At 64.0% G+C, this 20,292-nt stretch carries 17 protein-coding genes and 1 pseudogene; 8 read left to right on the top strand and 10 right to left on the bottom strand.

Annotation, left to right across the window (positions count from 1 at the left end; genetic code table 11):
• Positions 1-170 precede the first annotated feature (170 nt).
• Positions 171-1,047, top strand: a pseudogene (locus L6444_RS21310) (hypothetical protein).
• 93 nt (positions 1,048-1,140) lie between these two features.
• Here the strand turns inward: L6444_RS21310 and L6444_RS21305 are convergent.
• The 3 genes from L6444_RS21305 to L6444_RS21295 all read right to left on the bottom strand — a co-directional run bounded on the left by L6444_RS21305 (position 1,141) and on the right by L6444_RS21295 (position 3,987).
• Positions 1,141-2,028: a hypothetical protein gene (locus L6444_RS21305; RefSeq protein WP_236977078.1), complete on the bottom strand. Its 888-nt coding sequence runs from the start codon at positions 2,026-2,028 to the stop codon at positions 1,141-1,143.
• A gap of 435 nt (positions 2,029-2,463) precedes the next feature.
• A complete protein-coding gene (locus tag L6444_RS21300; RefSeq protein WP_236977077.1) occupies positions 2,464-3,102 on the bottom strand; it encodes a TetR/AcrR family transcriptional regulator in 639 nt (212 codons plus the stop codon).
• An 18-nt stretch (positions 3,103-3,120) separates the two neighbouring features.
• Positions 3,121-3,987: an enoyl-CoA hydratase/isomerase family protein gene (locus L6444_RS21295; RefSeq protein WP_236977076.1), complete on the bottom strand. Its 867-nt coding sequence runs from the start codon at positions 3,985-3,987 to the stop codon at positions 3,121-3,123.
• A gap of 81 nt (positions 3,988-4,068) precedes the next feature.
• Here L6444_RS21295 and L6444_RS21290 point away from each other — a divergent pair, with 81 nt between their 5' ends.
• Genes L6444_RS21290 through L6444_RS21280 form a run of 3 tightly spaced genes read left to right on the top strand, consistent with a single transcriptional unit; the run spans position 4,069 to position 8,193 of the window.
• A complete protein-coding gene (locus tag L6444_RS21290; protein WP_236977075.1) occupies positions 4,069-5,733 on the top strand; it encodes an AMP-binding protein in 1,665 nt (554 codons plus the stop codon).
• A gap of 38 nt (positions 5,734-5,771) precedes the next feature.
• Positions 5,772-6,926: an acyl-CoA dehydrogenase family protein gene (locus tag L6444_RS21285; RefSeq protein WP_236984318.1), complete on the top strand. Its 1,155-nt coding sequence runs from the start codon at positions 5,772-5,774 to the stop codon at positions 6,924-6,926.
• Positions 6,927-6,954: 28 nt separating this feature from the next.
• On the top strand, positions 6,955-8,193 hold the full coding sequence (locus L6444_RS21280; RefSeq protein WP_236977073.1) for a cytochrome P450: 1,239 nt from the start codon (positions 6,955-6,957) through the stop codon (positions 8,191-8,193).
• Positions 8,194-8,219: 26 nt separating this feature from the next.
• On the opposite strand, the gene L6444_RS21275 is transcribed toward L6444_RS21280, so the two are convergent.
• From L6444_RS21275 to L6444_RS21245, 7 genes are all read right to left on the bottom strand, one after another.
• Positions 8,220-9,374, bottom strand: a complete 1,155-nt coding sequence (locus L6444_RS21275; protein ID WP_236977071.1) for an acyl-CoA dehydrogenase family protein — start codon at positions 9,372-9,374, stop codon at positions 8,220-8,222.
• A gap of 88 nt (positions 9,375-9,462) precedes the next feature.
• On the bottom strand, positions 9,463-10,653 hold the full coding sequence (locus L6444_RS21270; protein ID WP_236977070.1) for a cytochrome P450: 1,191 nt from the start codon (positions 10,651-10,653) through the stop codon (positions 9,463-9,465).
• 210 nt (positions 10,654-10,863) lie between these two features.
• Positions 10,864-12,126, bottom strand: coding sequence for a PucR family transcriptional regulator (locus L6444_RS21265; RefSeq protein WP_236977069.1), 1,263 nt, complete (start codon positions 12,124-12,126; stop codon positions 10,864-10,866).
• A 285-nt stretch (positions 12,127-12,411) separates the two neighbouring features.
• Positions 12,412-12,588 (bottom strand): hypothetical protein, encoded by a 177-nt coding sequence (locus L6444_RS21260; protein WP_236977068.1) that lies wholly within the window; start codon positions 12,586-12,588, stop codon positions 12,412-12,414.
• On the bottom strand, positions 12,585-13,889 hold the full coding sequence (locus L6444_RS21255) for a Rieske (2Fe-2S) protein (protein ID WP_236977067.1): 1,305 nt from the start codon (positions 13,887-13,889) through the stop codon (positions 12,585-12,587). The genes L6444_RS21260 and L6444_RS21255 overlap by 4 nt, the downstream gene beginning before the upstream one ends.
• A 106-nt stretch (positions 13,890-13,995) precedes the next feature.
• Complete coding sequence (locus tag L6444_RS21250; protein WP_236977066.1) at positions 13,996-14,652, bottom strand: TetR/AcrR family transcriptional regulator; 657 nt, start codon at positions 14,650-14,652, stop codon at positions 13,996-13,998.
• Positions 14,653-14,764: 112 nt separating this feature from the next.
• Positions 14,765-16,324 carry an aldehyde dehydrogenase family protein gene (locus L6444_RS21245; protein ID WP_236977065.1) on the bottom strand — a complete coding sequence of 520 codons (1,560 nt, stop codon included), beginning with the start codon at positions 16,322-16,324 and terminating at the stop codon, positions 14,765-14,767.
• Positions 16,325-16,491: 167 nt separating this feature from the next.
• Here L6444_RS21245 and L6444_RS21240 point away from each other — a divergent pair, with 167 nt between their 5' ends.
• The 4 genes from L6444_RS21240 (at position 16,492) to L6444_RS21225 (ending at position 20,277) form a co-directional block, all read left to right on the top strand.
• Positions 16,492-17,103 (top strand): LLM class flavin-dependent oxidoreductase, encoded by a 612-nt coding sequence (locus tag L6444_RS21240; RefSeq protein ID WP_459551868.1) that lies wholly within the window; start codon positions 16,492-16,494, stop codon positions 17,101-17,103.
• A complete protein-coding gene (locus L6444_RS21235; RefSeq protein ID WP_459551867.1) occupies positions 17,030-17,407 on the top strand; it encodes a hypothetical protein in 378 nt (125 codons plus the stop codon). Before L6444_RS21240 ends, L6444_RS21235 begins: the two co-directional genes overlap by 74 nt.
• Positions 17,408-17,460: 53 nt before the next feature.
• Positions 17,461-18,633: an acyl-CoA dehydrogenase family protein gene (locus L6444_RS21230; protein WP_236977062.1), complete on the top strand. Its 1,173-nt coding sequence runs from the start codon at positions 17,461-17,463 to the stop codon at positions 18,631-18,633.
• A 111-nt stretch (positions 18,634-18,744) separates the two neighbouring features.
• Positions 18,745-20,277: a class I adenylate-forming enzyme family protein gene (locus L6444_RS21225; protein ID WP_236977060.1), complete on the top strand. Its 1,533-nt coding sequence runs from the start codon at positions 18,745-18,747 to the stop codon at positions 20,275-20,277.
• The last annotated feature ends 15 nt before the right edge of the window (positions 20,278-20,292 follow it).

Here is a 20,292-nt window from a genome sequence, read left to right as displayed (position 1 = left end):
ACTGGCGGCGGATTTGGGGGATCAGTGGCGACCACGGTGGAGCAGAGGACACTTGTTGCGGCCGGGCCAGAGAATGAAGATATGTTCATTATTGAAAAGTCATTCATAGCTCGATAGGCTCTTCGAGTGGCGCGCAGGGTGCGCGTTCCCGTTCGCGGCGAAGGGAAGAGATGACGGCGTTCAACACTGTGCTCGCAGCCCCACCGATCCCGGCGCACCCGACGACGCCGATTCCCTTTGTGCCTGAGGTGTTGTTCACGATCTTCCTCGGGATTCCGGTGCTTTTCGGTGTCTTCTTCGCAGTCAAACATCTCGTGACGGGCCGTGGCCCGCTGCTGGCCTATTGCCTGATCGGCGGAGGGATCGCCTGCCTGTTCGAGCCGATCGTCGACACGTTGGGTTTGTGCTACATACGTCAGCAGGCCGTGACGAAGACGTTCTCGTCGATGGGCAGAGACTTTCCCTTGTTCATCAACTTTGTTTACATCTGGTACGTCGGGGGACTGGCGTACCTGGCTTTTCGCATCTACCAGACTGGCGTAACCCGCAAAGCAGTTTTTTCAGCTGTACTTGATCGACGTCTTCATCAACATCTGGCTGGAAAGCCCCGGTGTGTTGATGGGTGCCTACGAGTACTACGGTCCGCAACCGCTCAACTTCTGGGGGCTGCCGTTGTGGTGGGTCTGCGTCAATCCGTTGATGCCCATGACGGCCGGCGCGTTGATCTACCGGATGAGCCCCTATCTTCAGCGGTGGCGGTTGGCCCTTGTCATCGCGTTTATTCCGATGTCCGACGGGATAGCGAACGGTGCCGCCGCCTGGCCGATGTGGACGGCCCTGAACCTCAACGCGCACTTGGTGTTCACGCATCTGGCGTGGTTGGTCACGCTGGGTTTGGCGTTGACCTCGGTGTGGATTCTGTCGTTCGTGGTCGCCCGGCCCGAGGACGAGGTGTTCATCAAATCCAAGGTCGGCATCATCAAGGCAGCGATCTTCGGTGCCCAAGAACGCGACAAGGTTCCGGTCACCGCCGTGCCGGTTCCCTGAGTCCTCGACACGGTTCGATTAGGCGGCGCCATAAGGCGTTGCCGCAGTTCGCCATCGACCAACGCTGATCCGGGCACCGGGTCGAATTGGCGGCTATGCGAGCCTGCGGATGATTCCCTGCTCGACCAGGCCCCGTCCGGTGCCACCGTTTCCGGTGGTGAGTTCGAGGAACTCGTCGTAGGCGCTCATGGTCGGACCTACCCGCTCCCAACCCATCGGCACCCAGAATCCACCGGTACGGCGCGTCGCCCGAAGTGTCACATGCTCGCCGCCTTCGATCGTGATCTCGGCGGCGGCGAACAGCCCTGAGGCGTCGCGGGCGATCTGGGACAGATCGGTCACCGTACGGGCGTGTTCGCCGAGCAGGAACCCTTCGGCCCGGGCCGAGCCGTCGGCGTGGGCGAACTTCATCACCGTCAGCATCTCGCCGTCCAAGTCCGCGATCAGGCCGATATACTCTGGGAACATTGCTGATTCGTCGCGGTAGCCCCATGTTCGGTCGCGCAATCCGACGCCCGCGACAACCGATTCGGTTCCGCAGACCGTCACACTTCCGGTGACAATCGCCGCCTGCTGGAAATGCTGTAGTGGTTCTCCGGGCACCAGCTCGGGAATGATCTTGCCGGCCGTGTAGTCCGCAGGAACACCGCGCGGGACGAGTCGCAGGTCTGCCTCGAGGTCTTTGGACCGCACGGTGACCTTACCGTCGAGGTCGAAGGCGATCGACGGTGTCTCGTAAGACCCAGCTGGGGGATCCTCGGCCACCTCGGCGCTGACGCCGCCGATGGCGATGCTCGCGCGTACCCGCCGGCCCTCGGCATTCGGCGAAGTCGAGGCATGGACCACACCGTTGATACCGTTGACCGGATCCCAGAACGCAAGGTACGCGTTGTCTTTCCACGGCGGCTTGCCCGCGCCGGGGTGGTCGGTCCGGATGGGGTGGGCCAGCTGCCCCCACTCGGTGGTGAGAGTCTCGGTCATCGCGACGTCCTTTCTGCGCAACTTGTTCGGCATGGGCGCTCCGAAGTCTCAGCTGTGCCGAAGCCACCTCCGGCGATGCTAAGCGCTGAAATCGGTTCGTAGGGGGGCTCTTTCCGATGCGTCGCGGCGTTATCGAGCGCTCGGCCTGCGGCCTCGGACTGCGGCCTCGGACTGCGGCGCGCGCATAGCAGTTACTCTAGGCACTACAGGACATAATGTCTACTAACTTGCGCCTCGGATATTCGCACTCCTCGGTGTGAACGAAAGTTCTCTCATCAGATCTATGCCTCCTGATGAATGATTAGTGGTGAGCAAGATCCGTCGGTGCAGGCCTGACCGAAAGGAGTGAGGAAACGTTAACCAACGGGTGCGTTGCGGATGTTGCGCGACCGCTCGTCCAGGGCTCGATGGTGGCGCCGTCTGTTGGATCCGGCGTTACTCTACTGCTCGGCCGGAGCTCAGGTCCCAGCTCGGCGAAGTGTGGTCGGGACGACCGGCGGCGAAGGCGATGTCGACGAGATCGCGGGCACGTCTGCGCATCGCCCGATCACCGATCAGGCCGGCGGCCCACTGATGAACGATTCCGACCAGGCCGCTGAAGATCATCGCGCCGAGGCGGCGCACGTCGACGCCGGGCGCGAGGTGGCCCTCATCGGCCGCCTGTCGCAGGCACGCGACGAGTGCACCGCTGGGTTCGCGCTCCAGGACGCGACCGCTGTCGCGCCACCCTGAAACCAGCGCACGCCAGACGGGAGCTTCGGCGCTGATGATGCGCATCACCTCGTCGACGATCTTGCGGGCGCGCTGGTGTGGATCCGCTACCTCAGACGCGACATCCTGCCATTCGGCCAGTGACTCGTTGGCCAATGCGGCCCACAGGTCGTCCCGGGTTCCGATCAGGTTGAAGATGGTCATCGGGGCCACGCCGGCACGCGCCGCGACTTCGGGAATGGTGGGGCTGTCGTCGGGCCGTTCGTGAATCAGATCTCGGGCCGCACTGAGAATACGTTGAGCGCGTAGCCGTTTCCCTCGTTCGCGACCGTTCTCGCCAGCGGCGAGGTCCGCTTGGCTCATGACAGTCCGACCCGGGTTCTAGAGGCGGTCAAGGTAGGCTTTCGCGGCGGCGCCGATTTCCGGCGAGCTGAAAAGGTTCGTCTGATTATGCCATTCACGCTCGAGCTGCGTCTGAAGGGTGGATTCCGTCGATTGCCGCAGCAGTCGCTTGACCATCCGGACCGAGACCTTCGGCAGCTGGGCGAAGTGCGCCGCACGGGCCAGCGCGGCGTCGAGCAACTCGTGCGGCTCGACGACTGCCTCGACAAGTCCGATTTCGAGCGCTTCGTCGGCATCAATCGGACGAACCCGGGTGAGCAGGTCAAAAGCCTTGGGCCAGCCCACGATCCGGGGCAGCAGCCAGCTCACTCCCAGCTCCGGAGAAACGCCGAGCGCCACGAAGACCGGAGCAAACTTGGCAGTTCTCGATGCAATTCGGATGTCGTGCAACAGCGCAAGTGCCAGGCCGCCGCCTGCTGTGCCGCCGTTGATCGCCGCGATGGTCGGGGTCGAGACATCGAGAATGCGGGTGACCCAGCGTCCGAATCCGAGAGTGTCGGAGCGCCGTTGCACTGCCGAGAGTGCCGGCATCCCCCAATCTCCACCGAGGTCGCCCTGGTATCCGAGCTCCTGGAAATCGATTCCGCCCTCGGAAGTGACGCGCCCGAGCACGTCGCGGTCCGCGCCGACGCAATAGGTGGATCCCTCGCCGATGGTGACGATCGCTCGCACGCTGTCGTCGCCATCGGCGGTCTCGAATGCGTCGAGCAGATCCCGCATCAGGGTTCCCTGAACGGAATTGCCGTGCTGGGGACGATTCAGCCGGGCCACGATCGTGGTGTTATGGCGCTCCACCAGTACATCTCGGCGGTCGTCCGCGCTGCCTTGTTGCTTCTCCGTCGCCATGCTTATATGGTAACCCAAATTATATGAGCATATAAATTTGTCGCTTCATGCGAGTCGCGATCATCGAGGAGGAAGCCGGACGTGGAGCAGCACACGGCCGTGCGAGCCGTACCTGGAACCGGGCAGATGCTTTCGCTCGGCGAGCTACTGCGGGTCAGGGCGGCGGAACTTCCCGATCGGGCGTACCTGACCGTGAGCGGACGCGGGTTCACGTTCGCCGAACTCGATGCCCGCTCGGACGCGGTTGCCTCGGCTCTGCATGCCAATGGTGTGCGTGCCGGTGACCGGGTGGCACTGTTGACGCCGAACAGGCCGGAGGTCGCGGAACTGTTCTTCGGATTGGCCAAGCTCGGCGCGATCCAGGTGCCACTTAACGCGGCGTTGAAGGGTGATTTCCTGCGCTATCAGCTCAGCCAGTCGGGGGCTTCGATCGTTGTGGTGGACGCTGAATGCGCCTGCGCCCTCGCTCCGGTTCTGCCCGGGCTGACCGACCTTCGGCTGTGCGTTCTGCTCGACGGCGGGCGGGGCGGAGGCGAACTGGTCGGCATCGAGTGGACCAGCTATTCGGAGTTCGTCACGACGAGCGCGAAAACTCCTCGGGTAACGGTGAATCCGAGCGACACCATGACGATCATGTACACCTCGGGGACCACCGGATTCCCGAAGGGCTGCCTGCTCAGCCACGGCTACTACCAACGCGCCGCGCTGGCCGTCGGACGCGGTGTGGAGGTGACCGAACACGACGTGCTGTTCACGACACTGCCGATGTTTCATGCCGCAGCAATGTTCAGCAGCCTCATCGGGGGATTGGTCTACGCGATCCCGGCAGTGATCGAACCTGCGTTCAGTGCCCGGAACTTCATGACCCGCGCGGCCGAGGTGAACGCGACGGTTGCCTTCGCCGTCGGGGCCATGGGTAACGCGCTGTTGGCAACACCGCCGAGCCCAGCGGACCGGGCGCACCGACTGAGGACCATGGTCGTCGCGCCATTGGCGCCGCAGTCGCAGCAGGCATTTCGGGACCGGTTCGGAATCATTCCGCATGGGCAGATGTACGGACAGACCGAATGCATGCCGATCACCTGCACGCGTCTGTCCGACGCACGTGACATGGCCGGTTGCGGCGCTCCCGTGGACGACCTGGAACTTGCATTGCTTGACGACGATGACCGTCCGGTGCCGCGAGGGCAGGTCGGGGAGATCGCGATCCGGCCTAGGGGCCGCTTCGTCATGTTCGACGGCTACTGGGATCAACCGGATGCCACGCTGCGGGCTTTCCGCAACCTGTGGTACCACACGGGCGACTCCGGCCGCTTCCTGCCCAGCGGGCAACTCGAGTTCATCGACCGCAGGAAGGACGCGCTGCGCCGCCGCGGAGAGAACATCTCGAGCATGCAGGTGGAAGCAGCCATCCGGGCGCATCCCAAGGTGGTTGACGTCGCCGTGCACGGTGTGGCATCCGCGTTGAGCGAAGACGACGTCAAGGCGTGCATCGTGCTGGCCGAAGGGGCCGCGATCACGCCCGAGGAACTCTTCGCGTTCTTCTGCGAGCAGGTGCCGTCCTACGCAATACCACGCTACGTCGAGTTTCTCGACGATCTTCCGCGAACCGCCGTCGGGCGGGTCATGAAATACCGGCTGCGGGAACGACCAGTCGACGAGAACGTGTGGGACTTCGAAGGGGCTCAACGAATTCCAGCCGGTGAGACACAACAATCGATGAGACAAGAAGCGAGGAAGACATGACGGGAATCACCCAAGACGCTCTCGGCGCCGAACCGGTTATGCGGTTGGTGCCGTCGGACGAAGAAAAGATGCTCCGGGACAGCGTCGCGCAGATCGCGCAGAGCTTCGGGCACTCGTACTTCATGCAGCAGGTGCGTAACGGCGGGTCGGCGTCGGAGCTGTGGAATGCCCTGGGGGAGCAGGGATTCCTTGGGGTGTGTCTGCCGGTCGAGTATGGCGGCGGTGGCCAGAGCCTGTGGACGCTGATGATCGTAGCCGAGGAGCTTGCGGCGGCGGGTTGTCCCATGGTGCCGTTGGTGTTCTCCCAGGCGATTTGCGGGCAGTTGATCGCGAAGTACGGGACAACCGGGCAAAAGGATGCCTGGCTGGAGGGAATCGCCAGCGGCGCAATGAAGTTCTCGTTCGCGATCACCGAGCCCGACGCCGGCTCGAACTCCCACAACATCAGCACGGTGGCGGAAAAGGTCGGCGACCAGTGGGTGCTGCGCGGAACCAAGACGTTCATCTCCGGCGTGGAGAGCGCCGACCAGATCGTGGTGGTGGCGCGCACGGGTAAGCGGCCGGACGGGCGGGGATTGTTGTCGTTATTCGTCGTTGATCCCAACGCGGAAGGGTTGGCCCGCCAACATGTTCCGACCGCGGTGGAGGTTCCCGATCAGCAGTGGACCCTGTTCTTCGACGGCGTCTCCGTCGGCGCCGAACGCCTTATCGGAAACGAGCACGAGGGTCTGCGCGCGGTGTTCGACGGGCTCAACCCGGAGCGCATTCTCGGCGCGATCCAAACCATCGGCATCGGCCGCTACGCCCTCGACAAGGCGGTGCGGTACGCCCGGGAACGCAATGTGTGGGGTGTGCCGATCGGCGCGCATCAGGCCGTGGCGCACCCGCTGGCCAAGGCGAAGATCGAACTCGAGGCCGCGCGTCTGTTCGTCCAGAAGGCGTGCATGATGTACGACGTCGGGGATCCCGGTGTCGGTGAAGTGGCCAACATGGCGAAATACGCCGCCGCCGAGGCCGGTGTGAATTGCCTCGACCACGCCATCCAGGTCCACGGCGGCAACGGTGTTGCACTCGAATACGGTTTGACCGACATGTACTGGCTGGCACGCATGATCAAGTTCGCGCCGGTTTCGCATGAAATGGTGCTCAACTATGTCGCCGAGCACACGCTGGGACTGCCTCGATCCTACTGAGTCTTACTGAACGGCAAGGAAATCACCGATGACGACAGCCAAGCCCGACATCCGCGTTCTGGAAGCGGACACCTACGCCAACGGCGACCCGACAACATTCGGGCTGCCGTTGGAGCAGTATAAGTACCTGCGCGACGAGCAACCTTGTTACCTCTACGAATTCAACGATCCGATGCTCATCGAGCGCGCCTGGGTGGTCAGCCGCAATGCCGATATCTGGGCCGTGGACAAGAATTCGGAGCTGTATGCGGCCGATCGTGGTCACGTGCTGATGTGGAAGTTCAGCCCACTCGACCCGAGCGTCGGCGGTAAGCCGGCGATGTTGACGATGGACGGGGCCAAGCACCGCACCCAGCGCGGGGTGATGAGTAAGGCGTTCACTCCGGGCATGGTCAAGAAGCTGGAGGAGAAGTTCCGCGGATACGCGGTCAACATCGTCGACGCCGCTTTGGAGAAGGGCACCTTCAACTTCGTCACCGACATCGGGCACACCATGCCGATGGAGGCCCTGGGTGACGTGCTGGGCGTGCCGTCGGGGGACCGGGCGAAGTTCTTCGCTTGGGTGGACACCTTCGCGGCACCATTCGACACCCGCATCACCCCCTCCTTCGAATTCGTGCTGCAGGCGATCTTCGACTTACTCGGCTACGCGGTCGAATTGGCTGAGATCAAGCGCGCCGAGCCCGGCGATGACGTGATCACTCAGCTGGTGCAGGCGGGAGCCGAGGTGATCTCCCAGGACGAGCTGTTGGGCAATGTCGCCCTGCTGGCCAGCGGGGCCGCCGAGAGCACCCGTACCGCGCTCAGCCACGGTATGCACGAGCTGATGCGCAACCCCGAGCAGATGGCCTGGCTGCGCGCGCACGCCGACGACATCCCGAACACCGCCATCCAGGAGATCGTGCGCATCGCCACCCCGTTCACCCACCTGGTGCGCACCGCCACCGCCGATCACGAGTTGTACGGCCAACAGATCAAAGAAGGTGACATCGTGCTGATGCTGTTCACCTCGGGCAACTTCGACGAACGTGCCATCGACAGTCCCAACGTCTTTGACTTGACTCGCGAGAAGAATCCGCACGTCAGCTTCGGCCGCGGTCCGCATCAGTGCCTCGGCAAGCACGTCGCGGGCCTGGAGATGAAGATCCTGCTCGAAGAACTGCTGCGACGCACCAAGGACATCACCCCCGCCGGCGACATCAGCTATGTGCGAGATGCGTTCTCGCGCGGTGTATATCAGCTGCCGGTCACCATCACACCCGCGTGAGGGCGACCGCTAGGTCGCGCGGCCCGTTAGTATGAGCGGGGCAAACCGAGGGAATGTTCGGCGACGAAGTTGAGAACCATCTCGCGCGACACGGGTGCGATCAGCAAGAGCCTGGCCAGGAACCAATAGTTGGTGAGGTTGTAGTCACGCGCGACACCGTTGCCGCCGTGGGTCTGGATCGCGTGATCCAGACAGAACACACCGGCCTCGGCGGCCGCGAGTTTTGCGATGTTGCTGGCCTCTCCTGCCGGCAACCCCGCGTCGTAGAGCGCCGCCGCGCGTTGCGTCATCAGCGCCGCCGACTCCAACTTGATCTTGCCCTCGGCCAGCGGGTGCGCGATCGCCTGATGCGCGCCTATCGGACCGTCCCACACCGTGCGGGTGCGCGCGTACGCGGCGGCCTTGTCCAGTGCGTAACGGCCGATGCCGACCGAGACGGCCGCGGAGAGAATCCGCTCCGGATTCAGACCGTCGAACGCTGCCTGCAGCCCGCGGCCCTCCTGGCCGATCAGGCGATCGACGGGCACCTCGACATTGTCGAAGAACAGCGTGAATTGCTTCTCCGGTTCCTCGAGGGCGGTTTCGATCGGCTGCATGGTCAATCCTGGGCTGCGCGGATCCACCATGAGCAGGGTGAGCTGCCCCCTGCCCTTCTGATCTGTGCCGGTCTTGGTGACCAGCAGAAGCTCATCGCACTCGTCAACCCCGGAGATGTAGTACTTCTGACCGTTGACGATGTATCTGTCGCCTTCCTTGCGGGCGGTGGTGGAGATGTTGTGCGAGTTCGACCCCGCTCCGGGCTCGGTGAGCCCGAATGAGAATCGCATTTGCGCCGAGGCGATGCCGCGCAGCCAACGGTTTTTCTGCTCCGGTGTGGCGTGCCGGTTGAGGATCGTGCCGATGATGCCGGGGGAGACCAGCAGGCGCAGCAGGGGGCAGCCCGCGGCCGCCGTCTCCTCGAGCACGGCAGTCAGCTGCAACAGGCCCTGGCCCGCACCGCCGTATTCCTCGGGCAGGTGGACGCCGAGAAATCCTTTGTCTCCGAGAGCATTCCAGAGCTCGATCGGTGAACGCCCTTGGTCGTTGACCTTCTTGTAGTAGGCCGGGCCGAAGCCGGACGCGATGGTGAACACGGTCTCCCGCAGCATCCGGTCTTCGTCGGAGGGGACGAGCGGTAGCATCGGTTGTTGGGTGTTTGACGAGACCGCGGACATGTTGGCTTGGTCCTTCCGTAAAGTTGCAAAAGGGTTGTCGCTCTGCAGGGAAGTGCTAGCTGACTTTGATGGGGAGGCTGTGCACGCCGCGCAGGAAATTGTCACGGACATAACCGATCTCGCCGGCCATCTCGATCACCGCGGTCTCCCTGAGCAGTTCTTCGAACAGTAATTTTATTTCCAGCGCGGCAATGTGTCGGCCGATGCAGGCGTGTGGTCCCATCCCGAACGAGAGGTGGCGGTTCGGTTCGCGGGACAGGTCGAACGTGCGCGGGTCTTCGATAACGGTTGGGTCGAAGTTGGCACCCGGCAAGAGCATTGCGACTCGCTCACCAGCCGCGACGGGCTGCCCCGCGATCTCGGTGTCCGTCGTCGCCGTCCGCGCGATGTGGATTACCGGCGTCGCCCACCGGACGATTTCCTGGACGGCGCTGAGCGGGATGTCGTCGGCACGTTCGCGCAGCCATGCCATCTGCTCGGGGTTGCGGATCAGAGCGTGCATCCCGTGCGAGAAAGCGTTACGGGTGGTGTCGGCCCCTCCGCCCGCGAGTAGCAGCACGAGACCCTGTAGTTCGTCGTCATCGAGCGTTTCCTCGTCGCGTGCCCGCACAATCTTCGACATCAAGTCCTCGCCGGGTTGCGTTCGCCGGTGCTCGGCGAGTTCGAGTGCGTACTGCCAGATTGCGGCGACCGCGCCGAGCGCTGCCTCGGGCGACGGGGCGTAGTCGGGGTCGGTCGGCACCGCATAGGCATTCACCCACGACAGGAAGGTGCGCCGATCCTTTTCCGGAACCCCCATCAACTCACAGATCGCGTGCAGCGGCATTTCCACCGCGATCTCCTCGACGAAGTTGAATGTTCCTTTCTGCAGCGCCTTTTTGACGATCCGCCGGCACATCACACGGAACTCGGCTTCGAAGTGTTTGACCACATTGGGAGTGAAGGCCTTGGTGACCACCCGCCGGTTGCGCAGATGATCTTGCCCGTCCAGGCCGATCATGGCGGGTTTGCCACCTAGTTCGGTCTCGAACGGTGTCCATAGCCGTGCGGTGAGGCCCCGTCTCGACGAGAACGTGGCTGGGTCGCGGCTGACCCGATCGATGTCTTCATGGCGGGTGAGGACCCAGATTTCGTTGACCATCATCGGGTCGTCAAGCCGCTGCCGGTAGCACGGTGCTTCCACGCGCATGCGGTCCATCGCGTCCAGGGGCAGCCCGTTCTGCGCGGGGTCGCCCTTGGCGTACACCTCGGGACTCAGGACGTCGAAGGTCATGATGACCGTTCCAGCACTCGGTCCCAGGGGAAGGGGTGCTCCACCACCAGGTCAAGCGGGCTGAGGACCGCTGGTGCGACGTCGGCTTCTGAATGCATGTCCTGATGGTGGTTCTGCGCGCAACCACATGTCTTGTGTCCAGCAGGACAATTTCGACGTTCCGAATGTGCTCTGTGGTCTCGCTCAGGTGGCGCCGAAGATCTCGGTGAGCATCAGCGCAAGTTGCAGCTGGAGCCGGCGTTCGTCGATGGGATGGCCGATCAGCTGTTCGATGCGCTCCAGCCGGTGGCGAATAGTGTTCTTGTGGGTGCCGAGCTGGCGTGCCGCGGCCGTGGCGCTGCCAGAGCACAAATACGCCAGCGCGGTGGCGCGCAGCACATCGAGTCCCGGGTGATCGGTGCCCAGCCCGGCCAACTCGTGAGCGATGAGTGCCCGCATTGCCCGCTCATCGCGCGACAACAGCGAGACGACCTCCACGTCGTCGTAGCTCGTGCACGCCGGCTGCCGCGGATCGGCGAGCGCGATGCGTTGGGCGGCCAGCGCCTCGAGATGACTTTGGCGAAAACCGGTGACATGGCGACCGCTCCGGCCGATCGCCACCCGATCGTGCCCCCGTACGGGAACCGCATGTCCGGCTTGGCGCGCGTCGAGCGGGTCGGCCATACCGATCCACGCGTAGATTTCTCTCGATCCGGCCGGCATCGTCAGCGCCGGCGATGATCCCAACGTGCGCGCCACCATCTGCGCGAGTCGCTCGAGCCGGGGAATCGACTCTTCTTGCGGTGCGGACACGTCCGTCCACAGGATCATCGCGGTGTGGCAGCGCCGCAGCTCGTATCCGAGTTGGCGGCTGGCCCGGTCACTGTCGACTTCGGTGCCGGCCACGATGGTTTGGATGGTCTGCGATCGTCGGGCGGAAGCCCCCTGCAGCCAGTGCCTGCGTTCCTCGTCGTAGGCCGTTGACAACTTGTCGAGCAGGAATTCCAGCCACAGGTTCAGCCGCTCCCACATCAGCGTGAGCACCCGGTTACGCAGGACCGGGTCGGCGATGAAGCGTTCTGACTCTTCCATCGTGACTCGCCAAAAGAATGACTGCCCAAGGCGATAGAGCTTCAGCAGCACCGCCACATCGAGCCCGCGGCGCGCCAGCGTCCGGGCGAACGCGGCTCCGGCCGGCGGAACGTGGGCGGCCTCCGATCCGCCGGTGGCGAGAAGTCGCAGGAAAGAGTTCAAGCTGTCCGAGGCCATTGCCAGCAGATCACTTCGCAGTGCAGGATCAGATGCGATCTCGGGTGTGCCCGCCGCTGCCGCGTCGACGGCCTGGGCGACGAACTCCGCAAGCCGTTCCGGGTCAGCCGATTCAGCGAACCAGGTGATCCATTCGGCCGGATCGGTGGGAACCGGCGCTGCCGTAGGCCCGGTCACCCACGGACGTCCTGCGTCCATATCAGGGCTCCCTCCTGTCGGCTCGTGGCGTGACTCTGGAGCTATCCTGCTGTACGCGTTAATGCTCTGTCATGGACAACGTACGTTCACCATCGGTCCAAGGGTTGTCGACGTTGGCCACCGACAAGCCGCGTGAGACAGAATAAGGCAATTGGACGTGCTATCCCGTGCCCTACCAACTCAGCGTGAACGGTCGCTCGTTCTGAGGAAGATGTTAATTACCCCGGCAGCTCGTCCATAACGCGGGTGAATACGTCGCGGACATGCCGGTGACCTCGAAACCGCTCAGCGGGCGGTCGGCCGCGCCGCTTTGATGGTGCTGCGCATCGTGATCCCGTGTGCCGCGTTGATTCCCTTGGGCATCAACGCCAGCTGACGGCGGCGGTGCCGGCGGTACACCTGCCAACCGGCGAGGCCCGTCGCCAACGGGACAGCGAGCTTGGCGACGGCGTCGCGGCTCACCGCACACCGCCGGCCGAGCCATTGCCGGTGGTCACCCTGGTGGGGTCGTCCGGCCAGTCGCAGCCCGCCCGGGCGCCGGCGCTGTGCACGTTGTCGCCGGCCCAGAGGCCGCGATCGAGCAGCCGGCTATCCCAGAATCGCCGGAACTTCACCAGGCCGCGGTCGAACTTGTTGTACGCGGGGTGTTCGGGCTCCTGCCGATGGATCATCAACGCGGTGTCCTGCATGATCGCAAACCAGTTGCGTCGCACCAGCAGCGACCGCACGATCGGGCGGCCGAGCACGCGCAATGCCGGGTTCGTGATTTTGGGGACGATCATCGTCAGGTAAACGATGTGACTGTCGGCCTCGACCGGCGTGAAGCTGAGAATCAGCCGTGCGCTGTCGCTGAGCTCGTTGACTTTCTCGGTGAGCGCGATGACGGCCCGCGGTAGACGCGCGGTCACCTTGGCGCGGCTTTCCACCAGCTCCGGCGGCGAGGCGGTTAGGTCGATCAGGTGCAGGCCACCACCGTACGTCGTGGCATGGAAGTCCCCACCGGCGGCGTCGGACACCCCCCACATTTCGCCGCGCCGGTAGCTGCGCTTGAGATCCTCCCAGCCGACGTAGGGCGCCCGGCCGTAGAAATGGCAGATGTATTCGAGCCTGGTGTCCGACTTCGAAATGATCTCGGTGTCACCCCACGATCCCAGTCGATGCAGGCCCGCGAAATGTGCTGAGTCGGGCAGATTCTCGACGAACCACTTCGCCGGGAAAGGCAACTTGTAGCGAACATGCTCGAAAATGATCGAGTGCTCGTCGATGCCTTCGTCGGCGAGAAAGTCGGGCAGTTCGTGGTCGGGTGGTTTGGGCCCGTTCCACAAGAAAACGGTGCCATAGCGCTCGATCACACGATATGTCGGCAGACACGCTTTCGTCTTCGGCGCTTCGGTGAGGCCCGGGACGTGCACGACTTTGCCATCGGCGTTGTAGCGCCAGGCGTGAAAGGGGCAGCGCAACGTGTTGTCGACCACTTCGCCGCCGTAGCCGAGGTGGGCGCCCAAATGGAGGCAGTGGGCAGCCGCGCAGTGCAGCACCCCTCCCGCGTCCCGCCATAGGACCACGTCGCGTTCGAGAATTCGCAGCGGAATGACCGACTCTTTGGCAACGTCTTCGGAGAAGGCGATCTGCCAGTACGACATCGGGTATTGCGGGTTGAGAACACTTTTGGTGATAGGTCCCTGCGGGCGGCTCCGTACTCCGGTATGAGTGCCGCGGCCGCCATCGGTTGGCGTCACATCCGAAACGATGTCGGTGGTCATCTCGCACTCCTCGTTGATCATGTCGGCGGCAACACTTAGCGGGGCCGCCGATTCGACCTCAGTGTGGAGCGCGCGCCTGCAGATTGTCAAGGGACAATATTGTCCCTTAGGTGCCCGGAGAACTCGGCTGGAGCGCGAGGCCGTACAGGATCAGTGAAGCCAGATGTGTTACCAGTTCGTCCTCGTCGGTGGTGGCCGTGCGCAACAGCGCGGGGTCCAGCGTCACGTAGCCCATCACCATGCTGATGATCGCCCGCACGGTCACGTCGACGTGGCGGGTGGGATAGCCGTGCGAACCGATCTCGCGGTCCGCAATGTCCAGCACGGCGGTTAGACCCTGATTAAGCTTCTGCCAGACCTGTTGCCGGACTGCGGGTTCCAGGTGTTCATCGGAGAACATCAACAGCCGCAGCGCGCCGACATGGGCACGGCTGTTGCGGTACAGGTCGGAGACGAACTCGTGGACCAACTCGGGCTCGGTGGGCTGCCCGTCGAGTCTGCCGGTCCACCGCTGGGTCCACTCGTCGATGAACTGCAGCAGAGGCTTCGTCATCACCTCGGCGAACAGCTCTGCCTTGGTGGCGAAATGACGGGTCAGTACCGATCGGGTGACCCCGGCCCGATCCGCGATGCCTGCCATCGTGGCGCCCTTGTAGCCCAGTTGGCTGAACGAATACTCGGCGGCCTGCACCACCATCGCCCGCAGGTCGGTCGAGCGGCGCCGGGTGCGGGTCTGGTGGTTCGCCTGGTTCGTTGTGGCCATGCAGGGATCGTCTCGCACACGGGCGGGGTTTCGATAGGACCTCATCGTGGAGATCGGGTTTCCATCTCGCAACCGAGACGTTCTGGGCCGACGATGAGGCCTCCGATGAAGGCTACCGACGTAGCCGGAGCCGGCGGCGCCAATCTCCCGCGGAGAGCAAACGAGCCGCCCGTGTCATCAACCGAATTCGGCGTGCTTTCGTTGGGTACCAATAGATTTCAGTCGGCAGGTTGAACCGCTCTTCGATGACCGACTTAGCCCAGCAGTACTTGCGAATTCCCTCGGCGCCACCGTGCCGGGCGCCTAGGCCGGAGTTGCGCCGGCCGCCGAACGGCACCGGTAGCTGGAAGACGTTGGTCATGACGTTGTTGACGTTGACCGAGCCGGAATCGATCCGCGCGGCGATCGCCCGGCCGTTGGCATGGTTGCGGGTGAACACGCTGGCGGCAAGCCCGAAATCCGAGTCGTTGGTGCGTCGCACGGCTTCGTCGGCATCGGCCACTTTGACGATCGGCAGGGTCGGCCCGAATGTCTCTTCGGCCATGCAGGCCATCGACTCGTCGACATCGAGCAGCACGGTGGGTTGATGAAACAAACCTGGACCGGGCACCCGGTGACCACCGACGGCGACCGTAGCCCCCTTGGCTACCGCATCGGCAACGTGGCGTTCGATGATGGACAGCTGCTGGGGCGTGGCGACGGCGCCGACGTCGGCGTCGTAACTGCCGGGAGCATCGGTGCCAACGCGAAGTTTCCTGGTCAGATCGACGACCTTGCCGACGAACTCGTCATAGACGGGAGCTTCGACGTACACGCGCTCGACCGACACGCAGATCTGGCCGGCGTTGTAGAAGCCACCCCAAACCGCGGCCTTGGCCGCGCGATCGAGGTCGGCGTCGGCCAGCACGATCATCGCGTCCTTGCCGCCCAACTCCAGGCAACACGGGATCATCCGTTCGGCGGCGCGGATTCCGATCCGCCGGCCGGTACCGACGCTGCCGGTGAACTGGATCATGTCCACGTTGTCGACGACGGCGGCGCCGGCGGGACCGCGCCCGGTCACCGCGTCGAGGACATCTGGAGCGCCGATCTCCTTCCAGCCCTTCACCGTCGCGGCCCAGGCCAGCGGCGTCACCTCGGAGGCTTTGGTGAGGACGGCGCAGCCGGCCATCAGTGCGGCGGGGATGTCGAGCATTTGCATTGCGAGCTGGGCGTTCCACGGCGTGATCGAACCGACCAGCTGATACGGCTGATATGTGACCCGCATTCGCTTGGTCGCCATCATCACGTTGTGCGGCCTGGCTTTCTGGGGCGCCAGGAACCTCTCGGCGTTGCGTGCCCAGTAGTTGAGCACATCCACCGACGCGACGATCTCGCCGATCGGCAGGTCCCCCCAGGTCTTGCCGGTCTCGTCCTGCACGAGGCGCAGCAGCCGGTCTTCGTTGTCCAGGATCCAGTCTCGGAAGCGCTCGAGCCAGATGCGGCGGCCGGTGAAGCCGATCGCCGCCCACGCCGGCTGGGCTCCCCGCAGCCGGTGCGCGACTGCTTCGACCTCGGGGGCGCTCATGTCCGCCACCTTGCCCACCAGACGCCCATCGGCCGGGGAGAGTACGTCGATCTCCGACCGGGCCGGAATCGGGCCGCCGGTCTCGCTGGTGGACAGGGCGGTCACGGGGCCTCCTGGGGATAACAATCGTTCGCAATCGAGTTCGAGTATGCAGGTATGAGTACTGCAGAATCCAGCGAATGTTACCGTCTCTATCGTAGAGATTGCGATAACGATCGTTCCTGGAACGACGGCTCGACGGTCCGGAGGCGGGACGAAAGGACGCGGTCAGGGTGAAAGTTGGAATCACCGTCGACGATCCGGAAACGGTCGTGGCCGAGGCGCGTCGTGCCGAAACGCTCGGCTTCGACTATCTCGGCTGTGGTGAGCACCTGTTCTTTCACGGACCCACACCGAATTCGTTCGCGATGCTGGCCGCCGCGGCGGCGGTCACGTCACGCATCCGCCTGGTGACGTCGATCGCGCTGTTGCCCCTATACCCCGCGGCCATGGTGGCCAAGATGGCGAGCGTCATCGACCGCATCTCGGGCGGCCGATTCGAGTTGGGAGTTGGCGCGGGCGGCGAATACCCGCCCGAGTTCGCCGCGGCGGGTATCGATCCACGCACCCGATTCCGGCGCCTCGACGAAGGCCTGGAGGTCATCCGCAGGCTCTTCGCCGGCGGATCGGCGACGTACGAGGGCAGCTATGCGACGCTTTCCGAGGTCGCATTGGACCCGCCGCCGCTTCGGTCCAGCGGTTTACCGATCTGGCTGGGGGGGCCGGAAGAATGGTGCCCTTCGCCGCGCCGGCCGATACGCCGATGTGTGGATGCCCTATATGGTCGACCCCGGACAGGTGCGGAGCGGATTGGCGGCGGTCCGGACCGCGGCCGCACGACATGAGCGCAGTGCGGACTCCGTGTCGGCGGCGCTGTTCGCCTGGACGGCCGTCGACGCCGACTCGTCGTGGGCGCGCGATACCGGTATCCGAACCGTCAGCGCCGCATACCACCAGGATTTTTCGAAGCTGGCCGATAGGTACCTGCTCATCGGTGGGCCCGATGCAGTCGTGGAGCGGCTGGCTGAGTTCTCCGCGGCGGGAGTGGATACCGTGCTGATCCAGGTCGCCGCCAAGTCGACCGAGGACCGATCCAGGATCGTCGAAACTCTTGCGGGTCGCGTATTACCGATCGTCAGAGATCTCTAGGGTGCAGGCTGGCACGAAAGGGCCTGCCGGGCAACGAGAATAGGAGGGTGACGATGGCGGTTCAAACCAACACTGTCATGGAGGACACCGTCGAGCATCGCGCGATGCGTGAGGCCGTACGCGGTATCGTCACCGCGTTCGGGCCGGACTACTACCAGCGACAAGTCGATGACGGTGGTAGCTGTGCGGAACTGTGGAAGACATTGGGCGCCAACGGTTATCTGGGAGTGCACCTGCCCGAGCAGTACGGCGGTGGCGGGCTGGGCGTCAGTGAGCTGTCGATCGTGGTCCATGAGGCGGCGGTCGCGGGTTGTCCGATGCAGTCGATGCTGTTCTCCTCCGGGGTGACCGGCACCATCCTGGACCGCAGCGCCAACGAGGAACAGAAGGCGCGCTGGCTGCCCGGCGTCGCCAGTGGCGACATCCGGCTTTCGTTCGCAATCACCGAGCCCGACGCGGGCTCCAACGCGCACCGCATCTCGACGACCGCCCGGCGTGAAGCCGACCACTATGTCCTGAACGGACAGAAAGTGTTCATCACCGGCATGGAGTCGGCCGAGTTGGTGATGGTGGTTGCCCGTACCATGCTGGACGACGCAACTGGGCGCGGCCGGCTGTCGGTGTTCATGGTCGACAGGGATTCGCCAGGGCTTTCCTGGACCCCGATCCGCACCGTGATGAACCAGCCCGACAAGAGTCACCAAGTTTTCTTCGACGATGTCCTGGTGCCGGCCGAGAATCTGATCGGGGTGGAAAACAAGGGCCTCGCCGTCGCCTTCACCGGGCTGAACACCGAACGCATCCTGACCAGTTCGCTGTGTACCGGGATCGGGCGTTACGCGCTGGGCAAGGCGGTGAACTACGCCAACGACCGTCGAGTGTGGAACGTGCCGATCGGTGCGCATCAAGCTGTGGCGCATCCGCTGGCGGCCGCCCACATTCACCTGCAGGCCGCCGAACTTGTCACCGACCGCGCATGCTCCCTCTACGACACCGGGGCTGAGGTGGGAGAGCTGGCCAATATGGCGAAATACCTTGGCGCGTCAGCGGGTTTGGAAGCGCTGGACGCTGCGGTCGCGGTGCACGGGGGCAACGGCGTGACATACGAATATCAACTCGCGCCGTATTTCTGGTTGGTGCGCATGCTCAATATGGGGCCGGTGTCGAAGGAGATGATCCTCAACTTCGTGGCCGAGCACAGTTTGGGCCTGCCGCGCTCGTACTGAGCCCGCCCAAGTTACGTCGGCTGGTGAGCATAACGTCGTTGACCTGGCGCCGCCGGGGTCAATATATTGATATAGCTGAGCTCAATATTAGGACTGGTGCGAAGGCAGGTAATGCCGACCATAGGTGGAACTGCGCTGCTCAACGCGAATCGGGTCGGTGGGCGCGAGGCCATCGTCACGGCGGAGCGGGCGTGGACATGGCGCGATTTGGAATCCCACATCGCGAAGACCGCGGCGGCGCTCGAGGCATTCGGGGTATGCAAACACGACCGGGTTGCCATCCTGTCGCCGAACTCCGCGGAATTCATCATCGCTTCGCACGCCGCGTCGCGTCTCGGGGCGATCGTGGTGCCCGTGAACACCAGGTTGGCCGCACCGGAAATCGCCTACATCCTGAACGACTCCGGCAGCACCGTGTTGGGGTTCAGCCCCGCCCAAGCACATCTGGCCGAGGCTGCGAGTCGGACCGCCACGTCGACCACCTTGCTGTCACTGGGACCGTCGAACCGCTATCCCGACCTGCTCGCCGGTGGGTACGGCGATCCGGTTCATGAAGATCGTGCCGGCGAACGGGACGACGCGTTCATTCTGTACACCTCGGGTACCACCGGGAAGCCCAAGGGTGTCCTACTCGATCACCACCGCGCCGTATGGGCGGCGATGGCCCAGATTGTCTCGCTGGGACTGCGCGACGGCGATCGCTACCTGCACTTGGCGCCGATGTACCACTCGGGCGGAATGACGTTCCTGAACGCGACGACACTGCTGGGGGGCACCCACATCGTCGTGCCGAAGTTCGATGCCCGCAGTGTGCTGGAACTGGTCGAACGACACCGCGCCACATGGCTATTCGCCGTTCCCACCATGTACCAACAGATCCTGGACTGCTACCGGGACGACCGCGCCGACCTGAGTTCATGGCGGATCGGCATTTTCGGCGCGGCCCCGATGCCGGCGGCCACTGTCGAGCGGCTGTTGGCCGCGTTTAGGCACGTCGCGTTCTTCCAGCAGTGCGGCCAGACTGAAGCCGGACCCACCGGGATTTATTCGACGATGCAACAGGTCCGGTCGCGGCCGGCGTCGTCCGGCCATCTGGCACAGCCCTTTGTCGAGGCCCGAGTCGTCGACGCGCAAGGAAACGACACGCCGCCGGGGCAAGTCGGCGAACTGGTGTTTCGCGGCGAGACGATCACCAAGGGTTACTGGAATCAACCCAAGGCCACCCAAGAGGTGATCCGCGACGGCTGGCTACACACCGGCGACTTGATGCAGGTGTACGACGACGGCGCCGTGCGTCTGGTGGACCGGTTGCGAGACGTGATCATCACGGGTGGGCGCAACGTTTACTCCGCCGAGGTCGAACAAGCCATCGCCGACCACCCCGATGTGACCGACGTGGCGGTGATCGGCCGGCCCGACCCCGAATGGGGCGAAACGGTGGTGGCTTTCATCACCGCCGCGGCTGGAGCAGACCTCACGCCCGCCTCGCTGAAGCAGCACTGCACCGCGCGGATCGCGGACTACAAGATTCCGCGCGAGATCATCTTCGCGGCAATCCCGCGCAATGGCGCTGGGAAGGTCCAAAAGCAGTTATTGAGAGCGGGTTTGAGCCCGCGTGCTTCGGATGGCAATGGCAGCGAGTGAAGGGGTTCTGATGAA

The sequence above is a fragment of the Mycobacterium kiyosense genome (assembly GCA_021654635.1).
Classification (GTDB): domain Bacteria; phylum Actinomycetota; class Actinomycetes; order Mycobacteriales; family Mycobacteriaceae; genus Mycobacterium; species Mycobacterium kiyosense.
This window is presented reverse-complemented; position numbering and strand designations above follow the sequence as displayed.